Annotated in this window: 13 protein-coding genes; 9 read left to right on the top strand and 4 right to left on the bottom strand. The window is 38.5% G+C overall.

All coding sequences use genetic code 11. The annotated features are described in order from the left end of the window. Positions 1 to 66 precede the first annotated feature (66 nt). The 5 genes from ACRRSQ_RS11085 to ACRRSQ_RS11065 all read left to right on the top strand — a co-directional run bounded on the left by ACRRSQ_RS11085 (position 67) and on the right by ACRRSQ_RS11065 (position 4,945). Complete coding sequence (locus ACRRSQ_RS11085) at positions 67 to 591, top strand: DUF3087 domain-containing protein (RefSeq protein WP_440875810.1); 525 nt, start codon at positions 67 to 69, stop codon at positions 589 to 591. An 80-nt stretch (positions 592 to 671) separates the two neighbouring features. Continuing rightward, the gene (locus ACRRSQ_RS11080; protein WP_440875809.1) at positions 672 to 1,058 is read left to right on the top strand and encodes a VOC family protein; all 387 of its coding nucleotides are present in this window, start codon (positions 672 to 674) and stop codon (positions 1,056 to 1,058) included. A gap of 34 nt (positions 1,059 to 1,092) precedes the next feature. After that, entirely contained in the window at positions 1,093 to 1,353 is a 261-nt protein-coding gene (locus tag ACRRSQ_RS11075; RefSeq protein WP_440875808.1) for a DUF5062 family protein, read from the top strand. 47 nt (positions 1,354 to 1,400) lie between these two features. Continuing rightward, positions 1,401 to 1,583, top strand: a complete 183-nt coding sequence (locus ACRRSQ_RS11070) for a DUF2986 domain-containing protein (protein ID WP_440875807.1) — start codon at positions 1,401 to 1,403, stop codon at positions 1,581 to 1,583. A gap of 275 nt (positions 1,584 to 1,858) precedes the next feature. Then, entirely contained in the window at positions 1,859 to 4,945 is a 3,087-nt protein-coding gene (locus ACRRSQ_RS11065) for a TonB-dependent receptor (RefSeq protein ID WP_440875806.1), read from the top strand. A 10-nt stretch (positions 4,946 to 4,955) separates the two neighbouring features. Here ACRRSQ_RS11065 and ACRRSQ_RS11060 read toward each other — a convergent pair whose 3' ends face one another. Then, positions 4,956 to 5,753, bottom strand: coding sequence for a crotonase/enoyl-CoA hydratase family protein (locus tag ACRRSQ_RS11060; RefSeq protein WP_440875805.1), 798 nt, complete (start codon positions 5,751 to 5,753; stop codon positions 4,956 to 4,958). 184 nt (positions 5,754 to 5,937) lie between these two features. Between ACRRSQ_RS11060 and ACRRSQ_RS11055 the strand changes: the two genes are divergently transcribed. From ACRRSQ_RS11055 to ACRRSQ_RS11040, 4 genes are all read left to right on the top strand, one after another. Beyond that, complete coding sequence (locus tag ACRRSQ_RS11055) at positions 5,938 to 6,426, top strand: CreA family protein (protein ID WP_440875804.1); 489 nt, start codon at positions 5,938 to 5,940, stop codon at positions 6,424 to 6,426. 142 nt (positions 6,427 to 6,568) lie between these two features. Next, positions 6,569 to 7,006, top strand: a complete 438-nt coding sequence (locus ACRRSQ_RS11050; RefSeq protein WP_440875803.1) for a CBS domain-containing protein — start codon at positions 6,569 to 6,571, stop codon at positions 7,004 to 7,006. 128 nt (positions 7,007 to 7,134) lie between these two features. Continuing rightward, positions 7,135 to 11,076: an ATP-dependent RNA helicase HrpA gene (gene hrpA, locus ACRRSQ_RS11045; RefSeq protein ID WP_440875802.1), complete on the top strand. Its 3,942-nt coding sequence runs from the start codon at positions 7,135 to 7,137 to the stop codon at positions 11,074 to 11,076. A 164-nt stretch (positions 11,077 to 11,240) separates the two neighbouring features. Further along, a complete protein-coding gene (locus ACRRSQ_RS11040) occupies positions 11,241 to 11,540 on the top strand; it encodes a PilZ domain-containing protein (protein WP_440875801.1) in 300 nt (99 codons plus the stop codon). A gap of 534 nt (positions 11,541 to 12,074) precedes the next feature. Here the strand turns inward: ACRRSQ_RS11040 and ACRRSQ_RS11035 are convergent. The 3 genes from ACRRSQ_RS11035 to ACRRSQ_RS11025 form a co-directional block, all read right to left on the bottom strand. Next, positions 12,075 to 12,497, bottom strand: a complete 423-nt coding sequence (locus ACRRSQ_RS11035) for a hypothetical protein (RefSeq protein ID WP_440875800.1) — start codon at positions 12,495 to 12,497, stop codon at positions 12,075 to 12,077. An 895-nt stretch (positions 12,498 to 13,392) separates the two neighbouring features. Continuing rightward, positions 13,393 to 13,956 (bottom strand): dihydrofolate reductase family protein, encoded by a 564-nt coding sequence (locus ACRRSQ_RS11030; RefSeq protein ID WP_440875799.1) that lies wholly within the window; start codon positions 13,954 to 13,956, stop codon positions 13,393 to 13,395. 124 nt (positions 13,957 to 14,080) lie between these two features. Beyond that, positions 14,081 to 14,665: a hypothetical protein gene (locus ACRRSQ_RS11025; RefSeq protein ID WP_440875798.1), complete on the bottom strand. Its 585-nt coding sequence runs from the start codon at positions 14,663 to 14,665 to the stop codon at positions 14,081 to 14,083. Positions 14,666 to 14,761: the final 96 nt, after the last annotated feature.

Raw genomic sequence — 14,761 nt, 5'->3', positions numbered from 1 at the left:
TTGAAAAATCAATAACTAGCACCATATCAACACACATAAGTAGTACAGGTTTAAATAGAAAAACAGATGAATTTAATTGAAATAGATAAAACAACTTACCGTAAAAATCTTAATAAAGTGATTGTGGCTTTTGTCGCAAGCTTTGCCATTCTTGCCGTGTTATTGGGTACGGTACTTATTCATTTTTTTGGTGATGTTGCCGTTGCTGGTGAAACAGTAAACAACTTTAGGTTTAATTTACTTGGCGTGATCATCGCCTTGGTTATGTGTACTTTGGTGTTAAACAAATTAAAAGACAGTGATTTGTTTAAAGAAATCTATTATGTCTGGCAATTAAAGCAGTTGCATAACCAAATTTATCGCCGTTTAACAAAAATTAAAGCAGCAGCACAAAAGGGTGAAATTGATGCTTTTATTGTGCTCAATTTCTATTACACTAGCTTAAAGCAAGTGTATGAACTTGATGATAATACGTTAACGATAACTAAGGTAGATAAAGACTTACAGGCACTTGAAGAACAGTATCAAGCGCTTAATTTAACGGTAACCTTAGCGCAGTTTGAGCCAACGTTAATTAAGTCAATTAGCTAATTTATAAGCAGACCCAGTTTACTAGCTAAATTAATTAGCTCAAGTAAATAAGGTTGATTTTAAAGGTTAAGGAGAATGAAATGATCGGTTATGTCACATTGGGTACTAACAACTTTGAAAAAGCAGTCGCATTTTACGATGAGCTATTTGCAACGATAGGCGCAGGTCGTTTTATTGAGTCAGACCAGTTTGTCGCTTGGGCGAGTGCACCAGAGCAAGCTGGCGTATCAGTAACGAAACCATTTGATGGCAAACCAGCCACTGTCGGTAACGGCACTATGGTCGCTATTGTGCTTGATAGCACCGATAAGGTGGACGCTTTTTATAATAAAGCCATTGAACTTGGCGCAACGTGTGAAGGTAAACCGGGTCCAAGAGGTGAGTTGTCGGGCTTTTATGCCGGCTATTTTCGTGATCTTGACGGTAACAAACTTAATGCATTTAACATGGCGCCACCGGCAAATTAATTTCGAATAATATTTTACAAACGATGGATTTTGAATGAAAAAGTTAAAAAACGAAGCAGCACTTTTGAAAAAAGCGATTGAAATCGGAGAAAAATACGCGATGAATCGCGGTTATAAGGGGTTCTCTGCCACTAATGCGGCTAAAGATAAAGTCGAAAGTTTATATCGGTTATTGGTTAATGATAAACTAGTGCAACCGTTGGCAGTCGACCAAGAAAATCAGCCAAACATGAAACATAAGCTGGCGTTGTGGATTGCAAAACAATTACCAGAAAATCATCCATTGCTGAAATAGCCATTACTAAAATAGCAATTGCTCAACTAAGTGAAAAATAGCGTATTATGAACCGTAAGAAAAAAATTAATCAAACTTTAAAAATGAAGCAAAAAAAGGCCAATGCTAAGTTACATAAAAGCAATAAGCCGCGCTATATTTCAAAAGCTGAACGTGCCAAGTTAGCAGAGCAGGCCGAGCAAGAGCCAGTAAACCAAGTTGAGCCTTCAACAGAGCCGCTCAGCGATTAGTGAGTTGCTTGCTATATAAAGAGATTTAAAAACCGAGTGAAATGTTAATTTCCCTCGGTTTTTTATTGTGCCTATTGTTATAACTCGCAGACAAATAAACTACTTTTTCTCGTTATTATCTGTAACAGGTACTTTATCTGATTTTTCACCTTATTTGGTTAAATAACAAAGCTGTTAATTTGATCTACGGTCAATCCCAACTATAGTCAAACTAAACAATAAAAAGATCCGCTTTTCTTTATCTCAAGCTATTATTTTTCCAAGGGAGAACTCTGATGAAGCCGTCTTCATTTTTCAAACTTAACGCCATATCTAAGGCCTTGCTCATTGTTGCAACCAGCTATTCGTTATCATCATTTGCGCAAGAGACTACTGATAAGCCGAGTACGCGAGAAGCCGTCGATGAAGAAATTGAGGTCATTGAAATAAAAGGGGTTTATGGAAGCCTGCGCGATTCGATGAACGATAAGCGCTTTTCCACCGAAATTAAAGACAGTATTTCAGCGGAAGATATTGGCCAATTGCCCGATGAAAATATTGCCGAAGCCCTACAGCGAGTCACAGGTATTCAAATGGCGCGTAGCGCAGATGGAGAGGGCAGTACCTTACAAATTCGCGGTATATCCGATAATAACGTTGAAATAAATGGCCAAACAGTATCAGGCAGCAGTGCCGACAGAAGTGTTAATTTTCAAGACTTACCGTCAGAGCTTTTTTCCGCGATAGAAATACTCAAAGCGCCTACAGCAGATACTATTGAAGGCTCAATCGGTGGCACGGTTAATTTAAAAACCCGTCGCCCACTTGATGGTAAAAAAGATGCCTTTGCCTCAGTAACGGCTAAAGCCAAATATGTTGAAATTGCCGAGCAGACTGACCCCGACATTAACGTATTTTTAAAAAGAAATTGGCGAGATACCCAATACGGTGATTTTGGCGTTATTGTTAACCTGGGTATGAAAACAGTCACCTCTGTGACAGAAGCATACGGTGGTGGCGATTTTGAAGCGGCACCTGCAACTTGGACGAGGCGCAGCGGTGACTGGCAACCGGTTACCGGCGCTAATAATGCTAATGGCGCTAATTTATTTCACCCATCAAGAGGCGCAGGTGCGTGGCAATTTGACCCGAATGTTGATGTTAACGGTGATAATTTGTCAAATGAGAATGACCGATATTATATTCCCAGCAGTTTTGGTTTTTTTGAAAATACCCGCGACTCTGATCGAAACTCTTTTAATACTACGCTGCAGTGGCAACCCAATAATGACGTGAATTTGTTTTTGGACGTAACCTTAACCGATATTGAAGAAGTAACCTCTGGCTCGCGTTATTCGGTGAGTTTTAATGCACCGCGCGTTGCGCCATTATTATCGGGCAATAATCTCTATCAAAAGCTTGCTGATATCCCGGGCGCTAGCGAAGATGATGAAATTGGCTTAAGCGCAGGAGAGGTCTATTACATGACCGCTGGTCGCTTAGGAAATGCCTCTACACGCATGGGAGCGTCGCCTTCGTTAAAAATTATTGATAGAGAATCTCAGCAATTCACCTTTGGTGGCGATTGGCAAATAAATGATACTTTAAATGTCGCGCTGGAAATTTCAACCTCCGAGGGCAGTGATTATACACGAGAGCAAGGCGCATTGATTATGGGCATTGACTACAATGGCAATGGTCAATTAGCCGCGAGTGATTTTGCGCAATTTGTTGATTTTGACTCGGCTAGCGGACGCATTCCCAATGTCTACTTATATCAAGCGCCATTTGCAGCACCTGCGTTTGATGCTGAACTGATCCAGCCAGGTGAAGAAGTTGAAATTTCCCCCACAGATCCGAATTATGAACGCTTGTCGTATTTTCAATTTAATCGAGTAGCCGCAGACACCAAAAATAAAGCAGATTCGTTGCGATTAGACTTTACCTTAGATCTCGATAGCGATGTTTTTACGCAATTAATGTTCGGCGTTCGAGCCTCAGATAGAAGTTTTGCTCGTGCCGCCTATCAAAATGGCAACCAGCGCTCAGGTCCGTCGAGTTTATGGACCGATGGGGATGAGTTAAGAAAATCGATTAATGTACAGCAAATCAGAGTTAATCCAGATCTTATTACTAATGAAAGTCTTAAAGCGTCGTCGGAATTATTAAATGCCTGCTTAGTACAAGGAGGTGATTCAAGTTTGTTATCGGATGATCATAGTAATTTACCGCGTACTTGGACAACGACTAATTGCTCAGCTCCTGAGCTTAGTCAAGCATTTGGCTTGCAAGATATTCGCACGATTGATGAAGAAACCGGCATAGGCATATACGAGCAAGCAATCGAAAACTTTTTGGTCGAAGAAGAAACTCTTGCTGCATATTTTCGAGCGGATTATTTTACCGAACTGTTTGGCTTAGGCTTTTTTGGTAACTTGGGATTACGTTATGTCGAAACAGATACTGATTCAACTGGTATTGTGCCGTTAGATAACAATACACAAATGCTGCAAACATTTAGTAATAGTTACGATGATTGGTTGCCTAGTTTAAACGCCAATTTATCGCTTAATAATGAAATGGTGATTCGTTTAGGGCTTTCACGCACACTTGGTAGGCCTGGTCTTAGAGAGATTTCACCCAGTGTTGATATTCGCTTTGACGATACCACGATTGAAGGAATAGATGGCTTTGGTAACGCTGGTAACCCTTATTTAGACCCAGAACACTCCAATAATATTGATGTCTCGTATGAATGGTATTACAGCGCAAGCAGCATGTTTTCATTGGCTTATTATCGTAAAGATATCGACAGCACAATTGAAGACGGCCCAGAGCGTATTCCGTTTGATATTGGTGATAAAACTTATCTCGTTACCGTAGCGCAAAATTTACCCGGTACCGTTATTGATGGTTATGAAATTGCTATTGTGCATGGCTTTACCGAGCTTTCAAGTTGGTTAAAACATACCGGGGTCGGCTTTAACTATACCTTTACTGACGAGGCAAGTGAGCTTATTGACCAAGAAGGCGACCCTATAGCAAGGCAGCGATTGTCTGAGCACAGCTACAACATGATGATGTACTATGATGACGGTACCTTTAGCACGCGACTTGCCTATAACTGGCGCGACGAATTTGTTAGACGAGTCGCGGTCGATTTAGGATTTGGCCGAGCAGAGCAATTACCTGAAATTGAAGCAGCAAGAGGGCAACTTGATTTAACCGCGAATTACACCGTTAATGAACACATTAAAATTAACTTTGCTGCGGTTAATTTAACCGATTCTGAAACTGAACGTTTTATGAAGTACGAGCAACTGACCAACTATATTGCTAATGCTGGTCGTCGCTATACGTTAGGGTTGGTTTATCGTTTTTAAAACTTAAAACTTAAAACTTAAATGGCTTATGCTTAGACTCATCATGGGTTTGATTGTAAGCCTTTATTTTATAATTTTTACCTAAAATAACTTTGATCTGATACCAAGACTCCCGGGCAAGTGCTAATCCAGGACTGCTCCACCAACTTTTGTTATACAGTTTTTTTACCGCGGCAACAGCGTCAGGCGATTGCTCAGTGATTGTTTTTGCCATAGATTTTGCGAAGGCCATAGGATCATCGCTTATATGGGTGACTAAACCGACTCGGTGCGCTTCAGTGCCATCAATAACTTTCGCGGTCATTGCCATTTCTTTAGCAACATCTTGATTAAGCACTTCACGCATGGCCAAGGTGCCGCCCATATCAGGGATGAGACCCCATTTTCCTTCCATAATCGACAGCGATGCACTTGGTGTGGCAATACGAAAATCGCCACCTAACGCAATTTGTAATCCGCCGCCCCAACAACGGCCATGTAATGCCATGATCACTGGGACTTTTAATTCGCGCCAACCGGTGCAAAGTTGCTGAGCTTTATTTGAATGCCACGGCAACCACTTTGCTAAAAACTTTGCTGCTAACTTAGGTGATTGCAATACCGATTTAACGTCTAAACCACTGCTAAAGCCTTCGCCTTGTCCAGAAACAATAACTGCGCGAAGTGTTTTCACGCTTTTAAGGTGTTTGATCACTTGCACTATTTCAATAAACATTGTCGCGTTAATCGCATTATGTTTCTCTGGACGAGCAAGAGCGACGTAGGCGATATCTTCAGTTATTTCGAGTGACAGTGTTTCAAAATGCATCTTAATATTCCTTATTGTTTTTGTGGTAAGACCAGTTGTAGTGTATCAGCGATTTTTTAGTTGTCGAGTAAATTATCATCATAGGTTATTGCACAATAAATTGACTAAATTACTTTCCTGCACTGCTAAAGTTCACGTAGACTCATTGTTTAGTTTATTCAAATTGCTTTATTAAAGGATGTTCATGAATCGTATTTCGCGTTGCGTCACTATAGTTACTGCGTTAGGGCTAATAAGTGCCTGTTCAGATGATGTTGGTAAGGTAAGTCTGGGCTTATTCACGACAAAAGATGTTATTGTGCAGGCTCAGCAAGATCCAATTGTTACCGGCGTCACTTGTCATATTAGTCATGTCGAGGCGAATTTAGACTTTTCAGACCCGTCAGATATGTCAATTTCATGTCGTCAATCAGGCCCAATTACTGAACGACAAATGGCGAATATTGATTTATCGAAGAATGGTGACATTGTCTTTAAAAAATCAAAAAGTATTTTGTTTAAATCGCTTAAAGTTCGTCGTATTTATGATAAAGAAAACAAAAGCTTAATTTATCTTTCTTACTCAACGAAGGAGTCAAGTGGTAGCCATCATCATTCACTTTCAACCGTACCTTTATACAATACGCAGGCATGGCAATGGGCGAATAATCAAGCAAAAATTGCGAATAATTAGCATGCGCTGTTGAGCAAATTAGCTACTTTATCACTGGCTTTGGAAAATATTCTGCCAATAAGTTGATAATTGAGGAATTATTTAAAAAATAAGGCTACAGTTAAAGTGAGTATGCGCAAAAGTTATTTTTTAGGGAAAACTTATGGAATCATTAAAAGTAGAAGAATATATGAACCATTATCCGGTCACATTCACCCCAGAGATGATGATTGGTGAAGCGTCGCTACGTTTTTTGAAAACGAAGCAAATCGGTGGTCCAGTGATTGATAATAATTATAATTTGGTTGGCTTTTTATCTGAAGGTGACGTGCTAGATAAAATGATCGAGTCAATTTACTATAACGAGCAACGTGTTAATGTCAGCGACCTAATGCGCAAAGACGTATTAACAGTAAAACCGTACGACAGTATTATAGAGCTGGGGCAAACGATGCTACAAAATAAACCTAAGGTTTATCCTGTAGTAGACGATGACGGTAGTTTGTTAGGAACTATTTGCCGTAACGATGTACTTCATGCAATAGATAAACACATGCGCAGTTCTTTGAAAAAAAATAAAGAAAAAGCGAAAGTGATTTAGCTTAGTGTATTAGCGTAAATATACCGTGTAGCCGTTAATTAACTACACGGTATATTTTTATACATGGCGCTGAAATTTGTTTCAAATACTGCTACTATGCGCTTTTTATATTAATGCCTGAGTTTGTCTTGTCTTCTGTTAAACCATCTTCGAATCAATTATCTGAAAAAAGCCAGCCATCTGTTAATGCGCAATCTCTTTTTTCCTTGCTAAACCAAGTAAAGCTAGCCGATAAAGCGCGCCTAAGAAAAAGATTACAAGGCGTTAAAAAAATTAAAGATGAAAGTAAACAGGTCAAAGCGTTAGCAACTATCAGTCGAGCAATTGAAGAGTCTATTGCTAACAAAAAGCTCAAGTTAGCCAGCTTACCTAATATTACTTACCCTGAAAGCTTACCTGTTTCACAAAGTGTTGATGTTATCTCTGAAGCGATTGAGCATAACCAAGTTGTGATTATTGCCGGCGAAACGGGCTCAGGTAAAACGACGCAAATTCCGAAAATTTGTTTGCAGTTAGGTCGTGGTATTGAAGGCGTTATTGGTCATACCCAACCAAGACGAATTGCAGCGCGAACTGTCGCAAATCGTATTGCTGATGAGCTAGAAACCAAGCTGGGTTCTTCGGTCGGTTATAAAGTGCGTTTTAACGATTTAGTCAGCCCGCAAAGCCATATTAAATTAATGACCGACGGTATTTTACTGGCTGAAATGCAAACGGATCGCTTGTTAAGACAATACGATACCTTGATTATCGATGAAGCTCATGAGCGCAGTTTAAACATCGATTTTATTTTAGGTTACCTCAAACAGATTTTACCTAAACGCCCCGATCTAAAAGTAATTATTACGTCGGCAACCATAGATCCGCAGCGTTTTTCAAAACACTTTAATGATGCGCCAATTATCGAAGTGTCTGGACGTACTTATCCTGTTGACATGCTTTATCGTCCGTTAGATGAACAAGGCGAAGGTGTTGACGTAATTTCGGGAATTCTAAATGCCGTTGATGAAATATCATCAATTGGCCAAGGCGATATTCTTATCTTTTTAAATGGCGAGCGCGAAATTCGTGATACTGCCGCGGCACTTGAGCAAGCCAATTTACGTCATACTCATATTCTACCCTTGTATTCTCGGTTAACGGTGCAAGAGCAAAATCGCATTTTCCAACCACATAGCGGTCGAAATATCGTGCTGGCGACCAATGTTGCCGAAACGAGTTTAACGGTACCGGGCATTAAATATGTCATCGACCCAGGTACCGCGCGCATTTCACGTTACAGTTACCGCACTAAAGTGCAGCGTTTGCCTATTGAAGCGATATCACAAGCGAGTGCAAATCAACGAGCCGGTCGTTGTGGCCGTGTATCGTCAGGTGTTTGTATTCGTTTATATTCTGAAGAAGACTTTTTGTCTCGACCTGAATTTACCGATCCTGAAATTCTGCGCACGAATTTAGCAACGGTTATTTTACAAATGCTAGCGCTTGATTTAGGCGGCATTGCGGATTTTCCATTTGTGCAGCCACCTGATAATAGAAACATTAATGACGGTATTCGTTTATTAGAAGAGTTAGCGGCGATTTCAGGTAAAAGCCATCAGGCAAAATTAACCAAAGTAGGGCGCTTATTAGCACGCTTTCCGATAGATCCGCGTTTGGCTAAAATGATCTTGTCTGCAATAGAACTTGGTTGTATTGAACAAATATTTATTATTGTTAGTGCGCTCAGTATTCAAGATCCGCGCGAGCGTCCACATGAAAAGCAACAAGCATCTGATGAAAAACACAGCCGCTTTAAAGATAAAGAGTCTGACTTTATTAGCTTGCTAAATATGTGGAACTACCTAAGTGATAAACAGGCAGAGCTGAGCCAAAACCAATTTCGAAAACTTTGCCAAAAAGAGTATATTTCTTATATTCGAGTTCGAGAATGGCAAGACATTTTCAGCCAGTTAAAACATGCATTAAAAGATCTAAAAATTCCAATGTCGTCGATTGAAACCGATAACGAGCAACAGCTTAATTTGGTGCATCAGGCGATACTTTCTGGCTTATTAAGCCATTTAGGTCAGCTCGATGAAAATAGGGAATATAAAGGCGCACGTGGTAGCAAATTTTATATTTTTCCAGGCTCTGCACTAGCAAAAAAATCCCCAAAATGGCTAATGGCAGCTGAATTAGTTGAAACGAGTCGCCTGTTTGCACGTATGGTTGCCAAAATTGACCCTCTTTGGCTTGAGCCATTAGCTGAGCATTTAGTGAAAAGAAGTTATAGCGAACCGCATTGGGAGAAAAAGCAAGGTGCGGTAATGGCATTCGAGCAAGTCTCGCTTTATGGTTTGATTATTGTTGGTAAACGCAAAGTTAACTTTAATAAAATTGAGCCAAATACTTGCCGAGAAATTTTTATTCGTGAAGCGTTAGTTAACGGCGATAGCTTTATAAAAGAGTCATTCTTAAAAGAAAATATGGCGTTAGTGAAGAGCATTGAAGCGCTCGAGCAAAAAGCACGACGTAAAGACTTTTTGATTGACGAACAGCATTTAGTTGAGTTTTATCTTGATAAAATACCTGAACAGGTTATTTGCCAGCGTAGTTTTTTAGCTTGGTGGAAAAAAGCACGCATTAACGATGAAAAATTATTAAGTTTTACCCGTGAATTTTTACTTCAAGAAAACTCAAAAGAATTAAATAGCAATGATTACCCTGACACGTGGCAGCAAGGCAATCTTACCTTACCGCTAACTTATCATTTTTCACCAGGTGATATCGATGACGGCGTCAGCTTAGTGGTGCCAATTGGCTTATTAAATCAAATACAGAATCAAGGTTTTGATTGGCTGATACCTGCGCTTCGTTATGACTTAGTTATCGCGTTAATTAAAGGTTTGCCAAAAGCGCAACGTCGTAATTTTGTGCCTGCGCCAAATTACGCTGAAGCTTGTTTAGCCAATATTAGCCAAAGTGACTTGCCACTTACCGCAGCCGTGGAAAAACAATTATTACGGATGACTGGCGTACGGTTACCTGAAGATGCATGGCAGCATATTGAATTACCTGTGCACTTAACCATGAACTTTCAAATCGTTAATGAAAAGGGCGCTTTACTACAACAAGGTCGCGATCTTGATGAGTTAAAAGCACAGTTGCAAGGCAAAGTAAAAGCGTCGATTAAAAAAGTTGCTGATAAAGGCATTGAGCGCAGCGACATAACATCGTGGGACTTTACTCGTATTCCAACAGGGTACGAGAAAAAAGTCGCCAATATTACTATTAAGGCCTATCCGGCATTGGTTGATAAAAAGGGCAGTGTTGCAATTGAGTTATTTGAACAGCAATTATTGGCCGAACAAGAAATGTTAAAAGGTGTGGCGCGGTTGATTTTGATAAACATTCCATCGCCGGTGAAATATTTACAAGAAAAGCTACCTAACAAAGCCAAGCTTGGTTTGTACTTTAACCCTTTCGGTTCAATTAACGATTTATTAAACGACTGCATAATTGCAGCATGCCAACATTTGGTGATAGTGTTTGGTGAGCAGCAAAATGGTTTACCTCGCGATCAACAACAGTTTGAACAATGTCGAGACTATGTCAGAGCCGAGTTAGCGGAATGTGTACTCGCGGGCGCGATTAAAGTTGAGAAAGTGTTGAGTCTCGCCCACGACATTAGAAAAAAAATGAAAGGCAAAGTGTCGCTTAATGTTATTCAATCACACGCAGACATAAAAGATCACCTTGAAAGTCTAGTATTTAAGGGCTTTGTCACCAAAAGTGGTCATAACAAGCTTGATGATATTGCACGCTATTTAAACGCTATGTTACGCCGAATTGAAAAGCTACCGATTGATCCGAACCAAGATCGACTTAAGATGATTGAAGTGGCAAAAGCGGTAACCGCATTTGACGAACTAGTGGCAAAGCAAAGAAAAGACCAGCCCCTAAGTAAAGAAATTGATGATATGCGTTGGATGCTTGAAGAGCTGAAAGTGTCGTTGTATGCACAAAATTTAAAAACGCCTTACCCCGTGTCAGTGAAGCGTGTATTAAATCAAATTAAAAATTTATAAGTGAATTCAGCGCTTACAATCTATAACCAATAGGTGGCGAATTCAATTTTTACAAAAAATTAGCTTTATCGACTATTATTACAATAGTTATTAGTGTTTGACAGCTTTGGTTGGGATTAGTATAAAGCTTATAGGAGTTCAAAATTATAAGTGGTGATTTAGTCATGTTAAATTATGACGATAAACGAAATTTTTACAGAATGATGTTAAACAGTGAAGTTAACGTCACAATTATTGATGATGAAGCTAACAGCTCTATTGTTGCTACGTGCCGCGATTTAAGCGCGACAGGTCTTGCTATTGAAATGAGTCATCCGCTTGATCTTGGTACGCATGTTCATGTAAATGTTGGCTCTGCTAATGCATCAGTTCAAGCATTAGATGCTCGCGGAAAAGTGATGCGAGTTACCGAAGAAGCGCCCGGTTGTTTTTTAATTGGTGTTTCGATTGAAGAAATTGATTAGTTAAGACGAATTAGTTAAGACAACTTTTTAATAGCTTGCCTTAATTAATTTTATGCATTTTTACATGCAAATTTTGTTTGCTGTTTACAAGTATTTTCTGCCTGCTCAATAGAATCACCGCCCATACAAAAATCTAATCTTAGTGTTCTTTTTTCAGGAAGGGGCTTATCAGCTTCTTCAGCAGGAACCCATTTCCACGTTTGAAGATTACTCTTACCCTTAAATTATTAGTTTAAAGAGCTATGCGGTAAGCAACTATTTTAATTTTGTGCAATGCCTTGTTGTTATGTGCCTTGCTCGTTATACCCCTCAATGAAGCTAACGATAAAGTCGGAGCCGAATACACTGACTAAAAAACAGGACGAAGCTACAAGCATAATATTGCTATTGTTCTTTTTGTAACCCAACACGATTAGTACAATAAAAAGTAACGTAGCAAGAATTTCTAAAATATACATAAAAGGTCCTTTTTAAATTAAACGTAATGCGTTAAATCGATTAGAAGACTTTTATAATGTTCGTTTTAAATGCTCGCTAGGCAGTATTTACGCTGCTATTGCTTTTTGCATGTTTCCAACAAAAGTGGGCAAGTGGGAGCAGCATTATTAAAATAAAAACACTTAGGACGCCTTTTTCAAAATCGCCAATTGAGAATCTAAATACAATATTAGATAAAGCACCCAAACCAACAAGTGAAAATATTACGATGATTGATGTTGGAGAAAATAGATACGTGTGCTTCTGTGATGCTTGAAACAAGAGTTTATAACTAATTTTTCCAAACCAACCAGCCAGAAGCAGGCAAACAATAATGAACCCTGCAACCTGAGCTGAAAATGATGCGGTTATATTGATAAGTAAAAAGCCTATTAGAGCTAAAAACGCTAAACAAATCGTTGAGGTCGCCAATCCAATACCCGTGCGATAAAAGTTAACAACACGTTCATTCAAATTCATATTAAATCCTTGTATGTCACCTAACACCCAACTGTTATTTGTTCTTTTGAAAGCACTGTTAGGTGAATTATCTCGCTTGAATGTTCCCTTTTTTATGTTGTGTAAATACAGTGTATGGTAAGACAACTGTATCTGCGGCAACGGAAAAAATAGAATCTATAAATATGATGGGAAAGCCATTTAAATAATCTATGTTATTAGTTTGACTAGGCTCTCCATAAAAAAGGCAGCTATTGTAAAATATGCCGCTATAAATTCTTGGTATTTCTTTACAGTAACTTTTTTTACCTTTATATGATATTTCTACTTCATTAAAAGGTGGGTTTATCGTTTTTACCGTGGAGCACGATAAACAACTAAAAATAAGAAAAATAGATATGATTCCTTTCATCAATAATACTCCGAATTTGAATATTCACCTCACGCCCCAAAAGATACACAAAATAGTAGGTTAAAATTAGCGACTCAGGAGCAAAATCAACTGTCTTATTGTCTTGCTTGAGTGGCTTGTTGTATGCAGTTTACTCAGTGTTAGATTTTTTTATTAGCAAGCTACTAAGAACAACGCTTAAGCACAGACCTATTATTGGAGTATAAACAATGCCTAGGCCGACAGCGCCATAAAGCTCTATTTGATACATATCCACAAATAGACCTATGATCGAACCAATAACTATGCCGAATGAAATATATGTTGTACGTTTATATTCTTTCATCATACCTCCTAAGTTACACTTTTTAATACTTATTAAAAAGTGGTAATCGATAAATCTGCCAGAATATTTCTGGTGCAGCCAATTATGTATTTAAGCCTCACTAAGAGGTAAATAAAAGTCACCTAAAATCAGCGACGAAGGAGCAAAAGCCAACTGTTTTTGTCTTTTTAAATGCCTTTTTATAAGTAATTTAAGCCATACTTAATTTGAACAAAGTCATTTGGAAATGCAATAGCCTCTGAATTTATTAGCTTCACACTGCTATTTATTTCACCAAAAAGTGGTATACCTTTACCTAAAATGATTGGCGCTTTGGTAATTGTCATTTCATTAATGAGCTGCAGATTAATGAAAGCGGTAATTGTTGTTCCACCGTCAATGTATGCATGTTTATATCCTTTAGTTTCAAGGTGACTTATTAATGTTGAGATCTCACCTGAATACATTTCAACTTTACCACGTAAATTTTCAGGTGGTTCATTGATTGAATTGCTTAACACGTAAACCTTAGTATCTCCATATGGCCATTGTTCAGGCGTTAAATTAAAACCAGAAATTGCATCCATGCATTTACGCCCCATAATCATACAATCGACCGTAGCGATAAAATGATTGAACCCCATATCGGGATTGTTACTCATATCAGCTTCTGAATTTCCTGCGGTATGCAGCCAATCAACGCTACCATCTAACGTTGCTATATATCCATCTGCACTTGTTGCTATATAAACTGAACATTTCATCGTCGATTGGCCCTCTTAATTTAAGATTACTTATAACTCTACACTAAGCAGAAAAATACAATTAGATTAAAATAGGCGAAGCGCGAGCAAACTGTAATTTTTACGTTTGAAGCTCTTGTTATATTCAAAATGGCAATTTAGACAGTAGTTTGACTTTGATTTTGCTACCCGCAGCATAAGGCATTTTTGAATAATGTATTGTACGATTATCATTACTGTTTAAATGCTCATAGTCAAAAAGTTTCCCCATTAAACCGATGTCTGTTGTTACAACAAACTCATCCGTTTTTTCGCGTGAAACGTCGTAAAAATACTCATACATAGAACCATGCATGATTTGGCTACCTTTGATGACAAATGCTTCTTTGACGATCGAAGGATTATTATTTTCATCTAAAGCTAATAATTGAGGCAAAAAGAAAGTAGATTTACTTGGGCCTAAATTAGGGTGAACAACGATAGAAATAAACTTCTTAGGACTTTTGGTTTTGTAGCCACTAATATACATTTTACCATCGGGATTATTAATACATTGGCTGTTTTTATTCCCTATCTCGTCTTCAAGCTTAGAGTCCACATTAAGAGTTTTATAACTGACCTGAGAGAAATCACTTATACAGTTTGTCGTTTTACTCAAATTATTTTGATAATCGGTAATAGTACAACCAGATAAAATTGCACAAAAAGAAATTAAAATTGGAAATTTCAACGACACTCTCCTTTGAATATAGACATAATGACTCCCCACGAGGCTAGCCTCCATTCGTGGGTTAACTTAAAAAGACAGAGCCATAATTAGTTTGTT

The sequence above is a fragment of the Thalassotalea sp. PLHSN55 genome, assembly GCF_052030545.1.
Classification (GTDB): Bacteria; Pseudomonadota; Gammaproteobacteria; order Enterobacterales; family Alteromonadaceae; genus CANMXU01.
Note: the sequence above shows the minus strand (reverse complement) of the source record. Positions and strands in the feature narration are given on the sequence as shown.

Bases quoted from the DNA above. Each gene is read 5' to 3' on its own strand.
- ACRRSQ_RS11065 (WP_440875806.1), top strand. From the start codon at position 1,859: ATGAAGCCGTCTTCATTTTTCAAACTTAACGCCATATCTAAGGCCTTG.
- ACRRSQ_RS11060 (WP_440875805.1), bottom strand. From the start codon at position 5,753: ATGCATTTTGAAACACTGTCACTCGAAATAACTGAAGATATCGCCTAC.
- ACRRSQ_RS11055 (WP_440875804.1), top strand. From the start codon at position 5,938: ATGAATCGTATTTCGCGTTGCGTCACTATAGTTACTGCGTTAGGGCTA.
- ACRRSQ_RS11030 (WP_440875799.1), bottom strand. From the start codon at position 13,956: ATGAAATGTTCAGTTTATATAGCAACAAGTGCAGATGGATATATAGCA.
- ACRRSQ_RS11035 (WP_440875800.1), bottom strand. From the start codon at position 12,497: ATGAATTTGAATGAACGTGTTGTTAACTTTTATCGCACGGGTATTGGA.
- ACRRSQ_RS11080 (WP_440875809.1), top strand. From the start codon at position 672: ATGATCGGTTATGTCACATTGGGTACTAACAACTTTGAAAAAGCAGTC.
- ACRRSQ_RS11070 (WP_440875807.1), top strand. From the start codon at position 1,401: ATGAACCGTAAGAAAAAAATTAATCAAACTTTAAAAATGAAGCAAAAA.
- ACRRSQ_RS11040 (WP_440875801.1), top strand. From the start codon at position 11,241: ATGTTAAATTATGACGATAAACGAAATTTTTACAGAATGATGTTAAAC.
- ACRRSQ_RS11075 (WP_440875808.1), top strand. From the start codon at position 1,093: ATGAAAAAGTTAAAAAACGAAGCAGCACTTTTGAAAAAAGCGATTGAA.
- ACRRSQ_RS11050 (WP_440875803.1), top strand. From the start codon at position 6,569: ATGGAATCATTAAAAGTAGAAGAATATATGAACCATTATCCGGTCACA.
- ACRRSQ_RS11085 (WP_440875810.1), top strand. From the start codon at position 67: ATGAATTTAATTGAAATAGATAAAACAACTTACCGTAAAAATCTTAAT.